Here is a 17,023-nt window from a genome sequence, read left to right on the forward strand (position 1 = left end):
GCAAGTCGAACGCGAGCCAGGGATCGTGTCGAAACAGCTCGAGGGTGCCTTGATGGAGAGTGCCTGCTGCCACACACACCCTCTCGGCCCGCGCGGTGCCGTGTTGCAGGTTTTTTTCAGCTCGGGCGAGAGTTTCTCGCCCGCTTGCCTACGCCTTCGCAGACTGGCTCACCAAGGGCAGCGAACTTTGTCAAAAAATAGTTCGCTGCCTGAAAAAACACGCTCAGGCGCCAAGCCGCCCGCGGACCTGGGGCTCGGCGGCGGCGAGCGCTGGCGGGAGCGCGCGACCGAGGTGGCTCCAGCATTGCTTGGTGGCGGCCTTTTGTGTGGGCGAGAGGTGCCGAACCACCGGCCGGCGACGCATGCCCTTGCGCTGGCTGTCGATCGCTAGCGCGTAGCAGGCCTCGGGCATCGAGAGGCCGGCCTTCATCGAGCGAAGATCCACGCCACAGCCGCCCCCGCAGCAGGCGTTCTCGAACAGGTAAGAGCCGTTGGCGACCCAGATCCCCATACCCAGCAAGATCGCAGCGAGCTCCGCGTCGGCCTCCCATTGCAGCAGCGCCGCGCGCTCGGCCGCGGCGTCCATGCCCGTGAGATCGGGACGGAGCCCCGCGCGATCCAAAGCGACACGCCCGAGCTCGCGGGCGATGCCAGCCAGGAGCAGCTCGCGGACCTTGAACACGGCTGGGGTAAACAACAGCAGGTAGTCCTCGGGACCCCTGAGGGTGTGGAGAAGCTTGCCGTCGCTGTCGCCGAGGCTGCTGTAGTGCTCGGGTAGCTTGGGCGCTTGGCCGCGGGCGTCGAGCTCGAGCAGGGTCAGCTCGACCTCGGATTGACCCACGACCTCTTGCACGCCGCAGATCATGTCGAACAGGGTGTCGAGATCGCTGGGCGTGTCGGCGAACCCCAGCTGGGCGGGATCTGTCAGCAGCTGCGGTTGGTGGGCGGGGGCGCCGAGCGCCGCGGCGAGGTCGACGATCCCGGCTGCGATCCAGTCTCGCGCGTCGTCGTCAGGTACGAACTCCGGTGAGGTCGCGGCAGTGCCGAAAGACAGCATGGCGCCAATGTAGCACGGTGAAGGCTGGCGACGATCGACGGGTGCGCCCTTCGACGCAGCGCCTGCGCGGGCGAGGTCGGCGGCTAGATCGGCGACCGGATTACGACGTTGAGCAGCACGATGCGTAACGGAGCTTGCGCATCATCGGGAAGCTCACACACTCAAATTGAGGGCTGGAAACGAGTCGTATGGTCACGCAGCAGCGGTGGAACAACGGACCACACAAAGCTCTCATCGCTCGATTGACGGCTTCGTTGTTGTTCGTCTTCGTGACCCTGGCGGTCCCGTCGCAGGCAAGCGCGCGCGACCGTGCGATCCGGGTGCCGGTGACGGTTCATGTCGCAACCCACCACGGTCGCTCCGTCGTCAGTGAGCGGCGGATCCTCGCCTCGATCCGCCGTGCCAACCGCGAGCTCGCGGCCTTCGACATCTACCTGGACGTCGAGCAGATCCAACCCATGGTCGGGGGCACGCGGATCGAGACCCCCGATCACCGGTTTGAGCTAGCCCGACGGGCCCCGCGCGATGGCACCGTGCACGTGTTCTTCGTCGATCGCGTGCGGCTGACCTCGGCGCGCAAGGGCGATCGGCGGGTGAGCGGCATGCACTGGCGCTATCACGGCCTGATCAAGGACATCCGCGCGCGCGAGTACGTGGCCGTCGCCCACAACGCGCCCACGACCACCTTGGTCCACGAGTTCGGCCACGCGTTCGGGCTTGCGCACGACACCCGTGACGACAACCTCATGTGCTCGTGTCGGCGCGGCATCGACCCGGCGTTCACCGAGCGCCAGGGTCGAAGGCTCCGCGCCGGCGCCCGCCGCTACCAAAAGCGCAGCCAAAAGCGCAGCCGCAAGCGCGGACTTTGACCCCGGCTCGTTATGACCCCCACATAGACCTTAGACTTCGCCGACTGCAGCCGCTGGCGCGTCTGGTCGCTTCGCTCCTCGGGGCCGTTTGTTCGCATCCGCATGTGTGGCCCCCTGGAAGGGGGCTCGTGTGGCTTCGGCGGACGTTTACATATAGGGTCCCGCATAGGCTGTGGCGCTTCGCCGAACCCGCTGGGGCGTCAGGCCGCGCCAGCTGCTGCAGTCGGCGAAGTCTAAGGTCTATGTGGGGGTCATGACGAGCTCACCCTTGGCTGAGGGCGGCGACGACGGAGGACATCTCGATCAAGTCTGGGTCGTCGGGCTGGGCTTCGAGCGCGTCCGAGATGTGGGAGATCGCGTCCAGCACCACGCCGTAGGTCTCGCTTGGTGGACCACCATCGCGGAAGCTGCGAAGCGCCCGCGCATAGGCGACCGTCGCTGCGCCCTTTTGGCCAGCGTGGGAGGCCTCGCCGAGCGCGTTGATGGGCTGCTCCCACACCAACTGCTTGGCCTGCTTGGCGAGCGGATCGATCCACTCGATCTCGACGTGGATCACCGCGTCGTCGGCGACCTCGGCACACGCTTCGAGCTCGTGGTGAAACACCAACGAGTCGTTTGGCCCGAGGATCGCGAGCTCTGGATCCGGCGCGTCGAGCTTTGGATCTGCGCTGCGCTGCCGCATGGTCAGGCCGGGCGGCAGGGTCACCGTGACCTCGAGTTCGGTCGCGGCGGCCACCACGTTGGCGCTGAACTTCTCTTGCAGGTCGACCCACAAGTGCTCTGCGGTCGGGGCGAACAGCATCGCGCCGCGGCCTGCATGGGCGAGCTCGCTGATCCGCATGTCGTCGAACTGCTTGGCGTCACCCACACCAACGGTGATCAGGTAGCGGCCTTCGACAGCCTGGTCGCCAACGTGGGCCGTGAGCGCGTCGTCGCCGGCAAAGTTCCCGTTGCTGATCAACAGCACGCGCGGCTGACCCTGACCATCCCAAGCTGGCGTGACGCTGGTGTACGCGAGCTCGAGGGCGGCGCCGATGTCCGCCTGCACGAGCGAGTCTTGCTGTTCGACCAGCCCGGTCAGCGGCATCAGGCCGGCGCCTTCGACGATGCCGCTGGTGAGCACGGACGCCGTCTCGCCTGCGGCGATCAGCGTCACGCGATCACCCGGGAGCAGCGAGGACTCGAGGGCGGCGAGCGCCTCTTCTGCGAGGACCAGCGGATCGCCTGCCATCGCGGCGCCAAGGTCGACGACGATCGCGAGATCCACCGTGAGCCGCTCCGCGGGATCCATTGCAGGTCCGCGCACGGCGTACTGCAGACGGAAGCGCTTGGGCGCGTCGATGTTGATCATCGGCGACTGCCACAGCTCACCGCTGACCTGGGGATCCCAGCCGTCTGCGGGGGCGTAGTCGAAATCGAAGTGGTTGAGGAACGGCCGGGCTGACAGCGGGATCGGGGGAACGCTGCCGTCGCCAGCGAGGACGCTGTCACTGACGAGCACCGCGGTCGCTTCGACCTTGGCTTGCTCGAGGTTGTGGTGGATCGCGTGCGAGGCCTTGGGGTCGCACAGATCAGCGGCGAACTCCGGGTCTTCGGCGCTCGCGTTGGGGCCGGTCGAGCTGCTCTCCTCGCCGGTGTCGGGTTCGCCGGTCTCGCTGGTCCCGGTGTCGGTAGAGGTTTCGTCGTCGCCGTCGCCGTCGCCGGTCGCGGTGGTGTTGCTGCCGGTGTCGCCGGCGAGCTCGAGCGAGGCGTCACCGGCGAACGAGCAACCAGATGTGGCGACTGTGACGACTGCGCCGAAGGCGAAGGCCAAGGTGGTGGCCAGCGACCATGAGGAGGTCTGGCTGAGGGGGGGCATGTTTCAAGTCCAAGGTCCACGCGAAGTGGACGAGATATTACTTGGCTAACACGGGTCTGCATCGGCGACAAACCCCCGCTAGATGTTCGAAAACAGCTGTTTGTACACGACAAGGATGTCGCGGATTCGGCGGCTGACATGCCGGGTTTGCGACCGTTTGCACGCAAGCCTGACATGGATGTCAGGAAAACCCTTCGCGGTCGTCGGCGACGAAAGCAGCCACATTCGAGCCGGGGCGCGGCGCCGGGCCACGCGCCGACGACCAGCCGCGGCGCTCAGGACCCGAGCAATTGTGCGAGCACGCCCGCCACCCACTTGGGGTGATCGTAGTCCGGCGCGTCGCTGAGGATCCGCGGTGCGACGATCTTGGCGACGACGTGCTCGCTTGGATCGTGGTCTTCGGGCGCGCGCTCGACCAGGTGAACGACCACGCTCCCCGAACACGGCGGGCGGTAGTCGCGGCTCGAGTAGCTCTGATAGATCAACTCGCAGGTGATCTCGAGCTCTTCGGGAACGACGACCGCGAAGCCCGAGGCGTCGACCTCGGCCTCTTTGGCGAGCGCGAGCGCGAGCCCAGCGATGAGATCGCTGGCCTGTTGCAGCAGCTTGGGGTCCGCGGCGAGGCCATCGAGCTCGATGTCGACGGCGCCGAACCGCCGCATGCCGCGGGTGCTCAGGCGCAGATGTTTCGGGTCGCGAGGATCCACAAACGGGACGATTGCGATCTGGTCCGCGACGTTGCCCGCGGCGGCGCGCAGGCGCCGGTCGATGAAGGCTTCGACGCTCAGGGTCTCGCGGGTGTCGGGATCGTGGATCAGCGCGCCATAGTGCTCGGCGGCCACCCGGACCAAGGTTTGGTGCAGGCGGAGTCCGCGGACAGCGTGTTGGTTGCGGTAGTCGGCGCGCAGCAGCAGCGCCCATGAGCGACCGAGCAAGGAGCGGCGCTGGTCTTCGCTGAGCTCCCGGGTCAACACTGGATCGCGCAGGACGCTCGACGGGATGGTCGCGTCTTCGCCGAGCCCGAGCGAGACCAGCTCGATGTGCAGGCCGATCAGGTCGAAGGCCCGCTGGCGCTCGGCCTTGGCGGCGGCCGCTTCGATCGCGGCTGGGTCCGTGGGGGGATTGATGATCGCGTCGCGGATCGACGCGGCTGGGTCACCAGAGGCTGGCTCACCGGGCTGGGGGTCGGGTCGCTCGGGCTGGTCGCCGCCATCATCCATGAACTCGGGCAGCTCGAGGTCGCCGCCAAACGCCAGGTCCGTCGTGTGTGGCGCGGTTGCGATCAGCTTGGCGAGCAGGTCGAGCTCAGCGTCGCCGCGGCTGGCTGGGAACGCCTGCTCGACGAGGGTCTGCAGCCGCTCGCGGGTTGGCGCCTCGGGCTTGTCGGTGCCGGGCGGGAACAGCAGCAGGTAGCCCATGCTCGTGCGATCAGCGAACGGGATCACGTGGGCGGCCTCGCCGGAGAAAGGATCGCCGGGCTCGGACTCGGACGCGGACGCGGACGCGGGCTCGGACTCGGGCGCGGCGATTGGAGTTGGGGCCTTGTGTGGGGCTTGCTCGGACGGCGCGTCGCCGCGGCAGCCGTGTACGCCCAGGAGCCCGGTGAGCGCGAGCGTGGCGGTGAGCTTGGCTGACCTCACGCCTGCGCTCCCCACTTGGTGAGCAGCTCGGCGACCAACGCCGGATCCACGTTGCCACCCGTCATGATCACGCCGAGCTGCAGCGGACGGCCTTCGACGCCCAAATGAGCGCACAGCCGTGGGGCCTCGCGCAGGGCCACGGCGATCGCCGCCGCGCCCGAGGGCTCGACGAGGGTCTTGGCGCGGACGAGCACGCGGACGAGCGTGCGCCCGAGCTCCTCGTCGTTGACGCGGAAGCTGCCCTGGACATCGAGCTTGGCGATCTCGAAATTGAGGGCACCAACCCGCACGGGCTTGAGGCCGTCGGCCAAGGTTGGGCCCGGCTCGACGGCGACCCGCTCCCCGGCTTCGAGGCTGCAGGCGAGCGCGTCACAGCCTTCGGGTTCGGCCGAGTAGATCGGCGTGCTCGAGTCACGCGTCGCGACGCAGGCCCCAGCGATCACCCCGCCGCCGCCGACCGGCACGATGATCGCGTCGAGCGTGGCATCGAGCGCCGCAGCGTCTGCGAGCAGCTCCGCGGTCGCGGTGGCTTGGCCGCACACGATGTCTGGATGATCGAAGGGCTGGATGATCGCGGCGCCCGACTTGGCCGCCAGCTCATAGGCGACCGTGCGCCGATCCTCGGAGGTGTAGCCAGCCATCACGATCGTGGCCCCGAGCTCGCGCACGACCGCGACCTTGACCGCGGGCGCGTCGATCGGCATGGCGATCGTGGCGGGCACCCCAAACTCGCGGGCCGCGAGCGCGACGGCCTGGGCGTGGTTGCCCGAGCTGAACGTGATGACCCCACGCGCGCGCGCTTGGGGCTCGAGTCGGCCGACTGCGTGCATGGCACCGCGGGCCTTGAACGCCCCGATCCGCTGCATGTTCTCGGCCTTCAAGAACAGCTCGACCGGCGCGTCGGCGAGGGCGTCGAGCCGAGGGCAGCGCAAGGTTGGGGTGTGGATGACACGACCCGCGATGCGCTGGGCGGCGGCTTGGACGTCGGCGGGACCGAGCCGGTTGGCCCAGTCGGCGGCGTGTTCAGGGCTGTACTCGCTCATGCGCCGCGGCAGTGTACGGCCAATCTCCGGGCAGCGGCTACCATGCGCAGGCCATGTCTTCCACGCCCCATCGCAGCGCCTTGATCACCGGAGCATCGAGCGGCATTGGAGCCGCGCTCGCCAAGTACTACGCGGCCGCGGGCGCGCAGGTGCTGCTCGCCGCGCGCCGCGAGCAAGCCTTGCGCGAGCTCGCCGACTCGATCGAAGCGAGCGGCGGCAAGGCGCAGATCGAGGTGCTCGATGTCAGCGATCCCGAGCGGACCGAGGCCCGAATCCGCGAGCTCGACCACACGCTGGGCTTTGATCTGGTCGTCGCCAACGCGGGGATCGGCGGCAGCAAGTGGGGCGGCAAGCTCGACTGGGCCGACTGCAAGGGCATCATCAACGTCAACGTGAGCGGGGCGATCGCAACCTTGACCGGCGCGCTGCCAGGCATGATCGAACGCCGCGCTGGCCACCTCGTTGGGATCTCGAGCGTCGCGCAGTACCGCGGCCTCCCAAGCAGCGCGATCTACTGCGCGAGCAAGGCGTTCCTCAGCACCTTCTTGGAGAGCTTGCGGATCGACCTGCACGGGACCGGCGTCAGCGTCACGGACGCGCGGCCGGGCTTCATTGATACGCCGCTGAGCGCGAGCTTGAAGTCCAAGCCGTTTGAGATCAGCGCCGAGGAGGCCGCGAAGATCATCGCCAAGGCGGTCCGCCGCAAGCGCGGGGTGATCACCTTTCCCAAGCAGATGGCGGCGGTCGGGCACATGCTCGAGGTGCTGCCGGGGGCGATCTACGAGCCGGTGGTCCGGCGTGGGCGCAAGTGACGCTGCTCGGTGTGAGCCGCTGGTTTCGACAATCCATCGACCTCCGTCACACACATCTGTGTCCGCCCTGGTGTCTGGGCTGGGCAATTCCGCAGCCGAGCGCTTTGCCGTTACACTCCGCGCCCGAGCATGCGTGATCGCCTGTCCAAGCTCCATACGATCAGCCCAAGGGTGTGGGCGTTGCTGCTTGGCCTGGCGATCCTCGCGATCTACTTCGCCTCGATCGGCGCGTGCGGCCCCTGGGATCCGTGGGAGACCCACTACGGCGAGGTCGCGCGCAACATGGTGGTTCGCCACGACCCCATGGATCTGTGGTGGCGGCCCGGCTACGGCCCGCAAGGCAAGCGGGAGGGGGTGTTCGCCTCGAAGCACGCGCTGCCGTTTTGGTGCATGGCGCTGAGCTTCAAGCTGTTCGGGGTTGGCAACGGGCCGATCGACGAGATGGTGCGCTCGCCGATCCCCGAGATCGCCCTGCGCCTGCCGAGCATGCTGATGGGTCTGGGCACCGTCGCGCTGCTGGGCTGGTGCGTCGCGCGGCTGGTCCACTGGCGCGCGGGGCTGCTGACGGCGGCGGTGCTGGCGACGATGCCCCAGTACGCGATCCTCACCCGTCAGGCGGTGACGGACATGTTCTTCGTGGCCCCCGTGTGCCTGGCCATGGTCGGCTGGGCGATGGCCTGGCTCGAGCCAGAGCGTGAGCTGAAGACGATCGGCCGCCAGGTTGGCAAGCGTGGGTTGCTCGAGGTTCCGTTGGATCGCGCGTGGTTTGGCTTCTTCGTGGTGTTCGTGATCGGGGCGATCGTCCCGCTCGCGGTCTTGCACCTGCACGTGGTCGACCCCGACACGATCGCTACCGTGGCCAAGTCACGCCGCAAGTCCACCGCGACCGTCGACGACCTGCGGACGATCGCCCAGCAGCTGAGCATCTACTGGGTCGTGGTCGCGGCCGTGCTGCTGCGCAGCCTGCGTTGGCGTCGGCGCAGCCAGGCGTGGATGGGCGTGGTGTACGTCGCGGGCGGGCTGTCGCTGATGGGCAAGGGCATGATCGGGCCGGGGATCATCGGGCTGCTGATCCTGGTCGACATGCTGGTCAACGGCCGGCTGCACCTGCTGTGGCAGCGCCGCTGCGAGCTCGCAATTGGGATCTTGCTGTTCGTGGTGACCTGCTTTCCCTGGCACCACGCGATGGCGATCTTTCGGGGTGAGAGCTGGGTCAACGAGCTGATCGTCGTCAACAACTTGGCGCGCTTCGCTTCCGGCGAGCAAAAGCAAGCGGTCGGCGGCTTCGCGTTCTACCTGCGCACGCTGGGGCTCGCGGCGCTGCCGTGGTCGGCCGTGGTGCCGCCAGCGCTGTGGGCGGCCGTGCTGGCCTATCGGCGCCGACACAACCAGCGCGAAGCGGGGGCCGAGCGAGACGGTGGCCCCACCCCCACCCACGGCGCGGACGCCCTGCACCGGCTCGCGCTGCTGTGGTTCGTGGTCAGCTTTGGGCTGATCACCTACAGCGTCACGAAGTACTACCACTACTTGGCGCCCTGCTTGCCGCCGCTGGGGATCGTGATTGGGATCTGGCTGCACGGCCTGATGCCAACCCCGGCTCGGGATCAACAGGCGAGCGAGGCGACCGGCGAGGCGACCGACGCCGAGCGGGCGCCGCCTGGGGATCGACTGCCGGTCGCGGCCGCGCTGGCGTGCGCGCTGAGTGGATGCGCGGTGCTCTACATGGTCGCCCGCGCGACCCTCGACGAGCCGGCCTGGATCGCCCACTTGAGCACCTACCTGTACACGGGGATGTGGCGCGAGGGCGCGGCCCCAGCGGATCGCATGGTCTGGTGTCTGCTCCCGTTCGGCGCGGGCCTGTTGCTGTGGGTCGCCAACAAAGGCCGGGTCGCGGTCGCGGGCATGCTGTTGTCGGCGCTGCTGACCACCGCGTGGGTGATCGACGACTACCTGCCAGCGACCAGCGAAAATTGGTCGCAGCGCAGCGCGTTTCGCTATGCCTATGACCACATCGGCAAGAATGATCGGCTGCTGAGTTGGTGGTTCTACTACCGGGGCGAGACCTACTTTGCCAAGGGCCGGATCTGGGTCTCGATGGAGCCCGACCGCCAGAAGCTGCGCGAGTTCGTTGACAAGCACCGCGGCAAGGGCACGACGTTTTGGGTGATGACCACGGCCCGCCACGCCGAGCGGGCGAACGCCCACTTTCCGCCGGATCTACGCGACCGCATCGAGATCGTGTATCGCAATTTTCACTACGCTCTGTTGAAGGTCGAGATCCCATGAGTTTGCAGTCAGGTCAGCGGGTGGTGGTTCGTGAGTACGGAGAGACGCCCCTCGACGCGCTCGCCCAGCATGTCGACGTGGTCGCCCAGGCGGCCCCGGAGCCGAGCGAGCTCGGGCCGCTCGACGTGCTCGTGCGGGTCAAGAGCGCCGCGGTCGGCTGGGTCGATCTGCTGATGACCAGCGGGCAGTACCAGCACATGCCGGCGCCGCCCTACTGTCCGGGGCTCGAGTATGCGGGCGAGGTCGCGTGGGTCGGGGCGCAGGTGCAGCGCTTCGCGGTCGGCGACGCGGTCCTGGCCGATGGGCTGAAGACCGGGCCGCGCTCGCTCGGGGAGCACCGCGGGTGGGGCGGCTTCGCAACCTGGGCGGTCGCGCCCGCCGACGCCTTGTTGCCGCTGCCCGCCGGGCTAAACTTCGATCAGGGCTGCAACCTGCTGGGCAACTACGAGACCGCCTACCACTGCCTCATTCACCGTGGTCGGCTCGCGGCTGGCGAGTTCGTGCTGATCAACGGCGCGACCGGCTCGACGGGGCTCGCGGCGGTCGACCTCGCCAAGCGCGTGGGCGCGACCGTGATCGCAACCGGCCGCTCGCAGGCCAAGCTCGACCAAGTCGCGGCGCGCGGGGCCGATCACGTGATTGCGATCGCGGCCGAGGACGGCTCGGTCCGCGGGTTTCGGGACGAGGTCAAGGCGATCACGGGCGGCCGCGGGGTCGACGTTGTCTATGATCCGGTCGGCGGCAAGGTCTCGCTCGAGAGCCTGCGCTGCGTCGACTTTGGCGCGCGCTTCTTGATCGTGGGGTGGGCCTCGACGCCCTTCGTTGCCCGTGGAAAGGGCCAGCGCGGGGCCCCCAACGCCAACGTGCTGCCAACCAATTTGGTCATGATGAAGGGCCTGGATGTGCTGGGTTGTCCGGCGGTGATCTCGGCCCACCGTGATCCAAGCCTGCGAGAGACGCGGCTGCGCGAGCTGCTGGCCTGGGTCGAAGCTGGGGAGATCATGCCGCACGTCGACGCCCGCTACCCGCTCACGCAGGTCATCGAGGCGATGCGCGCGAAGTGGGAGAGCCGCTTCGTCGGCGGCGTGGTCGTCAACCCCTGAGCTGGGTGAGCGACCGCGCTCGCGCTCGCGCTACATGGTTGGCCGGCGACGGCGAACAAAGCCGAGCGCGACCAAGCTCAGCAGCCCAAACCCGATCCCGCGCCCCGAGTCGCCCGGGTGGGTGGTGCTGCAAAAACACGAGCCGTCGCTGGGGTCGTTGTTGGACGACTCGACGAAGCCGCGCTCGCCTTGGATCGTGATCTCGCCGCGGGTCTCGCCGTACTCGGCGCCAAGCGTGCTCTGGGCCCCGGGCTCGTACCAATAGCGAAACAGGTCGCCGCTGCCGAACTCACTGAAGCCGTTTAGATCCCAGTCAAAGCTGACGCCCCAGATCGACTCGCCGTCTTGGTCGAAGGCTTGGGCGAGCACGGCGAGCAGCTGCTCCGGCTCGCCAGATTCGTCGCGGCCAACGATCTCGACGGTGTCGATCGCCTGTGGTTGCACGATCTCGAGCTCGAGGGTGTGGACCAGCTCGCCGTTGGCGTAGAGCTCGACGTTGGCGAGCTCGTCGCCGTCCGCTGGCGACGCGAATTGCAGCTGCGCCCAGTCGCGGGCCTCGTCGAGGTGAACCTCCAACGACTGCAGGGTCTGGGCGTTGGGGTGGCTCGAGTACACGGCCAGCGACCCCGTACCAAACAATTCACGCTCGCCCGCGAACCACTCGACGAGGAAGGTCGCGGTGCCGTTGGCGAGGATCTTGGGGGTCTCGTCGACGAGGGTGGGCACCTGCTCGGGCCGATCGATGAACAGCGGCCCAGCGGCGCGCAGCACCGCGCGATCCGGCTGCATGACCACCACCTCGGTCGCGCGTATGAACTTGCCGTTGTGGTTGTGGACCTCGAGGATCGCGGTGCCGGGGCCCGTGGCCTCTACGTGGGCGACGAGCACGTCGGTGTCGACGTCCTTGTCGTCTTTGTCGTCGATGTCATCGCGGATGACCTCTACGCTGTGGACCTCGAGCACGTCAGGGGCGAGCGAGACGATCGTCCAGTCGTCGAGGGCGTTGTCTTCGCTGATGTCGTAGGCGTAGATCTCGAAGGTCGAGCCCGCGGCGTAGGGGCCGTGCAGCCGATCGTCGTAGCCCTGGTTGGGGCCCTGCAGATCAAACTGCGTGTCGATGTTGTCCGACCAGCGGATCTTCGGTCCGCAGGCTGTGAGCATGGCGAGGCCGAGGCAGGCGAGCAGCGTGTGGGGAGCGAGTTGGCGCATGTTGGATCCTTCGGGGTGAGGCGCAAAGCGACCGGGCTATCTAAGCGCAGATCCAAGGGCGGTGTCGAAGGGTGTCTTTGCTGCCCACGGTGAACCAGCTACTCGAAGTCGACATAGAGCACGGGCGGGAATGGGCCGGCGTGCGAATAGAAGTAGGCGCCGTCGCCAGACAGCGGGTACGCGCACAGGTAGACCTGGGCGTTCCCGCTGACGACATCGACCGGCAGGTGCCAGTAGACCGGCTTGAAGATCTTGCCGGGTCCGGGGTTGGGCGCGAGGGGCGAGACGCCGATCCGCGGCGGCAGGCCGACGGCGAAGTCCGCCTCTGTGAACGGCTCGACCGCCCAGATCTCGCCGGCTGCGTCCGAGCTGGAGTTGCTCGCGTCGATCGTGTGCAGCTCGAGGAGCACCGCGTTGATCGTCTTGTCTGCGATGCCCTCGGCAACTTCGAAGGTCATGCAGGCAACCAAGAAGTCGCCGGAGTCGCTGGCTTGATCGATGACGATCGCATCGAAGACGCCTTCGCCGGCAGCCATTGCGCACTCCGTTGGGCTCGCCTCGCCGCCACGACACGCGGAGAAGGTCGCCGACATCGCCACGGCGCCCGGCGGGGGCCCGAGCGGATCATCGCTGCCCGTGTCATCGACGGGCCCTGAGTCTGACCCATCCGGGTCGCCGCTGTCGGCGCCTGGCTGCGGGCCCGTGTCGCCCGATGAGGCCGCGTCCGTGCCGAGGTCGGCCTGGTCTTCATCGAATGCTGGGTTGTCCATGACGCAACCAACGCTGGTCGTTGCGGTGGCCACCCAAGCGCCGGCTAGCGCGCCAAAGACAACCAGGTTTCTCGTTCGCTCGCCGCTCATGGTCATCCGTTCAACCATGCGATGAACCTAGCATCAAACCGACATGGCGAAAGCGATGGGACCGCTGTTTCAGCTTGGGCAAGGGCTCTTCGCCCGCTGGTGGACCGGCTTATCCCTGGACCGCGAACTGTCTATATGCGGACTCTGACGCAATGGCGAAATGAATGCCCGCGTCGCCAATACACGCCGCATTTCGTGCATCTGCCGGGTTGATCAGGGGGCGAGCTTGCGCAGCAACCACTCCGCGCCGAACCGATACCCAACCCGCTGCCATTGCCACGACGCCGCGGCAGCGAATGCCACGAACCCAAACAAGAGCAGCATCGCTGGCGCGACGTCCAGTGCCTGCCACACCCCGATCGGCCGGGTGGCCTCTCGAAATAGCCACACATGCAAGATCAGCAGGGTCAACGAGGCGCGGCCCAGGGTCACCAGCGGGTTGCTCTCGCGCAGGGGCCAGCGCCGCTCCCACGCCATCACGGCCCAGATCCCCAGCAGCACGGCAACCAACAGCAGCGCGACCAAGGTTGGTGAGGCCGGAAAGAACGGGATCTTGATCGTCGTGCTGCGCCACAGCGCGCCGCCGGCCGGAAACGCCGCGAGCTCGCCCAGCAGCAGCCCGACGACGCCAACAACGCCCACGCCGCCGGCCAAGTAGGCGATCCGAGCGAGCTTGTCTTCCGCAACCCAGCGCCCGCAGACCAGCCCGGCCAGGTAGAACGAGAACCACGGGAAGATCGGAAACTGGCCCTCGGCGACGGCGATCCGCAGCCCCGTCCACTGCGTGGGCGAGCTCGGATCACGCCCGCGCATGTACTCGTTGACGAGCGAGATCGGGACCTCGAGGGTCGCCTGGACCCAGCCGGTCAGCAGCAGCACGGCCAGGCCCAAGCCCAAGAGCGCGGCGCTTGGCAGCCGCCGCAGCGCGGGGGTCAACAGCATGCCAAAGCCCATCAGGTGGAGCACGAACCAGGTGTGGATCGAGAACCAACTCGGGGTCAGGAAGCTGAGCAAGTAGCCAAACCCGATGACCGCGACGCCGCGCTTGGCGAGGGTGAGGTCGAGGGCGGCTCCCGAGGCCGCGCGCTTGTGCACGAGCAAGCTCGAGCCGATCCCCGCGAGCGTGACGAAGGCCGGCGCCGCCCCGCCGCCGAGCGCGTTGAAGACCAGCAGGCCGAGGTGATCCCCGACCATCGTCTCGCCCTTGTCGAGCCCGCGCCACAACCACACGCCCAGGTGCTGCTCGATCATCAAGAACACCGCGATCCCCCGGAGCGCGTCGAGCCCGAGCAGGCGCTTGCGCGGCTTTGGCTCGCTGTCGGTCTGGCCTGGCGTTTCGGTCATCTGTGCTTGGGTTGGGCGAGAGCGCGCTTTGCTTGGGGGTCGGTGGGTAGCGAGCTCATGTGCTGGGCACGGGGGTACTACTGGCGCGCCGCCCCGACAACATGGCTTGCAGGTGCGCGGTCGCGGGCGCGGCCATGACCTGCTCGGGGCTGCCCTCTTGCGCGAGCTTGCCGGCGTCGAGCACCAACAGCCGATCCGCGAGGGCGAGCGCGTCGTCGAGCTCGTGGGTGACCAGCAAGCTGACGCCCGCGAACGCGCCAAGCGTCTCGCGCAGGATCTCGCGGACCTCGAGCCGGGTCTGGGCGTCGAGCGCTGCGAGGGGCTCATCGAGCAGCAGCGCCCGGGGCTCGCAGATCAGCGCGCGGGCCAGGGCGACGCGCTGGGCTTGGCCCCCCGACAGCTCCCGTGGTCGACGCGGCGCGAGCTCGGGGATCCCAAACCGCTCGAGCCAGGTGTGGGCGCGGGCCCGGGCGCTGCGCTTGTCGACCCCACGCGCGCGCAGGCCATAGGCGACGTTGTCGAGCGCGCTGAGGTGCTCGAACAGCGCCAGACCCTGAAACAGCACGCCCAGCTGCCGGGCCTGGGGCGCCAGCCGAATGCCGGTCGCGACCCGCTCGAGCATGCGATCGTCGAGCACGATCTCGCCGCGCTGCAGCGGGATCAGCCCGGCGATCGCCGCGAGCACCGACGACTTGCCAGCGCCGTTTTGGCCGACGACCGCCAACACCTCGCCGGCCGGAGCGGAGAACGACAGATCGAGCGTGAACGCCCCAAGCGTGAGGTGGATGTCGGCGCGCAGGGTCATCGCCGCAGCTCCCCGCGCAGGGCGATCAGGATCGTCAAGGAGACCGCGAGCAGGATCAGCGAGAGCAGCAGCGCGCCGTCGTGATCGCTCTGCAAGGTCTCGTAGACGGCCAGCGGCATGGTCTGGGTGCGGCCCTGAAAGTTGCCGGCGAAGGTGATCGTGGCCCCAAACTCACCGAGCGCGCGCGCCCAACACAGCGACAGCCCGGCCAGCAACGAGGGGCGGATCGTTGGCAGGGTGACGGTCCACAAGATCCGCAGTCGGGTCGCGCCGAGCGTCGCGGCGGCGGCCTCGAGCCGGGGATCCACGTTGTTCAGCGCGGCCTCGCAGCTGAGGATTAAAAATGGCGCCGCGACGAAGCTGGCCGCGAGCACGGCCCCGGTGGTCGAGAACGCCAGGTCGACGCCGAGCCACTCGATCCACGGACCCAACAGCCCGCGCCGCCCGAAGGTCGCGAGCAAGGCGACACCGGCGACAACCGGCGGCAGCACCATCGGCAAGGTCAGCAGCGCGCGGATCAGGCCGCGGCCCGGAAACCGGTAGCGCGCCAGCACCCACGCGCACGGGAGGCCGACCACGGTCGAGACCGCCACCGCCGCGAGCGAGACCACCAGCGACAGGCGCAGCGCGTCGAGCAGCGCCGGGGTCGTGAACAGCGCGCCGAGCTTGGCGAGCGGGGCCCGGGTGACCAGCCCGACCAGCGGGAGCACGAACAGCGGGAGCCCGACCAGCGCGAGGGCGAACAAGACGTAGTGGCCCCAGCCTTGGCCCCGGTCCTGTCGGTCGCCGGGCTCGGGTGGTTTTTCCGGCGTTGGTGTGCGAGTCGTGGTCATCGGCCCGGTGGTGGGCGCACGATACTTCACTGCGATGGTGCGTCCCGCCAGGAGCCCGATTGCAACGGTTTGAACGACAGCGCGCCGGGGCGCACGAGTTTGCGACGGTGTGTGTGGTCGGCGACGTCTGTCTGGTCCGCCGCGGCGCGCACGGTGGCCAGGGGGCGTCGGAGGTCGAGCCCTGCGCCAGCGAGCGGGACGCGCAGGCGTTCGCGCAGACCCGGGCCCGGCAGTGGCTCGAGCAGGGCTACCAGGAGGTGCGAGTCGTCCCCTCCAGTGACACGCAGCCGTTTGATCCCAGCCACAAGCAAGCGATCGAGCGCGAGCTGGCTGCCGATCCGCGCAACGTCGACACGTGGCTGGTCTACGCCGACTTTCTGCAGGGTGTCATGCCCAGCTCGAGCGAGCGGATCATGCTCGAGATCGTCCGCGACGCGAGCCCGCCCGCGACCCGTCACCCGCTCGACCAGCTGTGCCGCCGTCATGATCGCCGACATCGCCGCGCGTGGGTCGGCGCTTCGCTCGGGCGCCTGATCGACAAGCGAGGCAAGACCGCGCCGGGCCTCGAGCTCGACTGGCGCTACGGGTTCATCGCGCGGGGGCGGGTGCTTGGGCGCTCGTTGGAGGGGCCGCTCGAGCGGCCGGATCTAGACGTGGTCATGGCCGCGCTGTTGGGCTCGGCGGCGGCCCGGTTCATGACCAGCCTGACCCTGACGGCTGGCAACAGCCCGCGCGAGCAATTCAGGCGCGCGCTCGCCCACGTCGTCACGGCCGAGCCCCGGCCCACGTTGACCCACTTGAAGCTCAGCAGCCGGGAAGTCCGGGTCGACCTGGGTCCCGTGCTGGCCGCGCTGCCTGGGCTCGAGCGCCTCGAGCTCTCGACGTGGCCGGCCGAGCCCGGCGCGGAGCCCAGCCTGGTGGACGGCCTTGGCGAGCACCTGAACCGGAACCTGGCGAAGCTCGAGCACCTCGTCTTGCGTGCGCCGGGCCAGGGCGACGCGTTAATCCACGAGCTGCTCCGGTCGGGTTGTGTGGCTGGACTGACACACTTGAGCATCACCTCGAGTCGGGTGACCCACGTCGGGGTCGAGCAGCTCGTTGGCCACGCCGGGAGCTTCGACACCCTCGAACAGCTGGACCTTCGGGACAACGAGATCACCAAGGAGTGGGCGGATGCGCTCGCGCGGGCGTTTCCTGGAGCGCGGGTCAACGCGGAGTTGTTCAACTATGACGGCAAGCGGGTCAAAGGGCTGCGCGCGCTCGCGGACGATGATGATTGGATGTTTCGATGATCCGATGATCCG

Annotated in this window: 14 protein-coding genes; 5 read left to right on the forward strand and 9 right to left on the reverse strand. The window is 68.3% G+C overall.

The window, feature by feature from the left end:
* Positions 1–223 precede the first annotated feature (223 nt).
* Positions 224–1,057, reverse strand: a complete 834-nt coding sequence (locus DB30_RS17290; protein ID WP_052550268.1) for a hypothetical protein — start codon at positions 1,055–1,057, stop codon at positions 224–226.
* A 242-nt stretch (positions 1,058–1,299) separates the two neighbouring features.
* On the opposite strand from DB30_RS17290, the gene DB30_RS17295 reads away from it, so the two are divergent.
* Entirely contained in the window at positions 1,300–1,926 is a 627-nt protein-coding gene (locus DB30_RS17295; protein WP_146659336.1) for a zinc metalloprotease, read from the forward strand.
* 262 nt (positions 1,927–2,188) lie between these two features.
* Here DB30_RS17295 and DB30_RS17300 read toward each other — a convergent pair whose 3' ends face one another.
* From DB30_RS17300 to DB30_RS17310, 3 genes are all read right to left on the reverse strand, one after another.
* On the reverse strand, positions 2,189–3,784 hold the full coding sequence (locus DB30_RS17300) for a vWA domain-containing protein (RefSeq protein ID WP_052550273.1): 1,596 nt from the start codon (positions 3,782–3,784) through the stop codon (positions 2,189–2,191).
* 275 nt (positions 3,785–4,059) lie between these two features.
* A complete protein-coding gene (locus DB30_RS17305; RefSeq protein WP_052550275.1) occupies positions 4,060–5,424 on the reverse strand; it encodes a hypothetical protein in 1,365 nt (454 codons plus the stop codon).
* Positions 5,421–6,467, reverse strand: a complete 1,047-nt coding sequence (locus DB30_RS17310; protein ID WP_052550277.1) for a threonine ammonia-lyase — start codon at positions 6,465–6,467, stop codon at positions 5,421–5,423. The genes DB30_RS17305 and DB30_RS17310 overlap by 4 nt, the downstream gene beginning before the upstream one ends.
* Before the next feature lie 53 nt (positions 6,468–6,520).
* On the opposite strand from DB30_RS17310, the gene DB30_RS17315 reads away from it, so the two are divergent.
* From DB30_RS17315 to DB30_RS17325, 3 genes are all read left to right on the forward strand, one after another.
* Positions 6,521–7,279: an SDR family NAD(P)-dependent oxidoreductase gene (locus DB30_RS17315; protein WP_146659338.1), complete on the forward strand. Its 759-nt coding sequence runs from the start codon at positions 6,521–6,523 to the stop codon at positions 7,277–7,279.
* 129 nt (positions 7,280–7,408) lie between these two features.
* Complete coding sequence (locus DB30_RS17320; protein WP_052550281.1) at positions 7,409–9,565, forward strand: glycosyltransferase family 39 protein; 2,157 nt, start codon at positions 7,409–7,411, stop codon at positions 9,563–9,565.
* Positions 9,562–10,668, forward strand: coding sequence for an NADPH:quinone oxidoreductase family protein (locus tag DB30_RS17325; protein WP_146659339.1), 1,107 nt, complete (start codon positions 9,562–9,564; stop codon positions 10,666–10,668). Before DB30_RS17320 ends, DB30_RS17325 begins: the two co-directional genes overlap by 4 nt.
* A 30-nt stretch (positions 10,669–10,698) precedes the next feature.
* On the opposite strand, the gene DB30_RS17330 is transcribed toward DB30_RS17325, so the two are convergent.
* From DB30_RS17330 to modB, 5 genes are all read right to left on the reverse strand, one after another.
* Positions 10,699–11,877: a hypothetical protein gene (locus tag DB30_RS17330; RefSeq protein ID WP_052550285.1), complete on the reverse strand. Its 1,179-nt coding sequence runs from the start codon at positions 11,875–11,877 to the stop codon at positions 10,699–10,701.
* Positions 11,878–11,975: 98 nt separating this feature from the next.
* On the reverse strand, positions 11,976–12,647 hold the full coding sequence (locus DB30_RS17335; protein WP_146659341.1) for a hypothetical protein: 672 nt from the start codon (positions 12,645–12,647) through the stop codon (positions 11,976–11,978).
* 303 nt (positions 12,648–12,950) lie between these two features.
* On the reverse strand, positions 12,951–14,081 hold the full coding sequence (locus DB30_RS17340) for a DUF418 domain-containing transporter (RefSeq protein ID WP_052550289.1): 1,131 nt from the start codon (positions 14,079–14,081) through the stop codon (positions 12,951–12,953).
* 55 nt (positions 14,082–14,136) lie between these two features.
* Entirely contained in the window at positions 14,137–14,886 is a 750-nt protein-coding gene (locus tag DB30_RS17345; protein WP_052550291.1) for a sulfate/molybdate ABC transporter ATP-binding protein, read from the reverse strand.
* Positions 14,883–15,719: a molybdate ABC transporter permease subunit gene (modB, locus tag DB30_RS17350; RefSeq protein WP_052550293.1), complete on the reverse strand. Its 837-nt coding sequence runs from the start codon at positions 15,717–15,719 to the stop codon at positions 14,883–14,885. Before modB ends, DB30_RS17345 begins: the two co-directional genes overlap by 4 nt.
* Positions 15,720–15,778: 59 nt before the next feature.
* Between modB and DB30_RS17355 the strand changes: the two genes are divergently transcribed.
* The gene (locus DB30_RS17355; RefSeq protein ID WP_052550295.1) at positions 15,779–17,011 is read left to right on the forward strand and encodes a leucine-rich repeat domain-containing protein; all 1,233 of its coding nucleotides are present in this window, start codon (positions 15,779–15,781) and stop codon (positions 17,009–17,011) included.
* Positions 17,012–17,023 lie beyond the last annotated feature (12 nt).

Origin of the sequence: Enhygromyxa salina, assembly GCF_000737335.2 — a bacterium.
In the GTDB taxonomy this organism is placed as follows: Bacteria; Myxococcota_A; Polyangia; order Nannocystales; family Nannocystaceae; genus Plesiocystis; species Plesiocystis salina_C.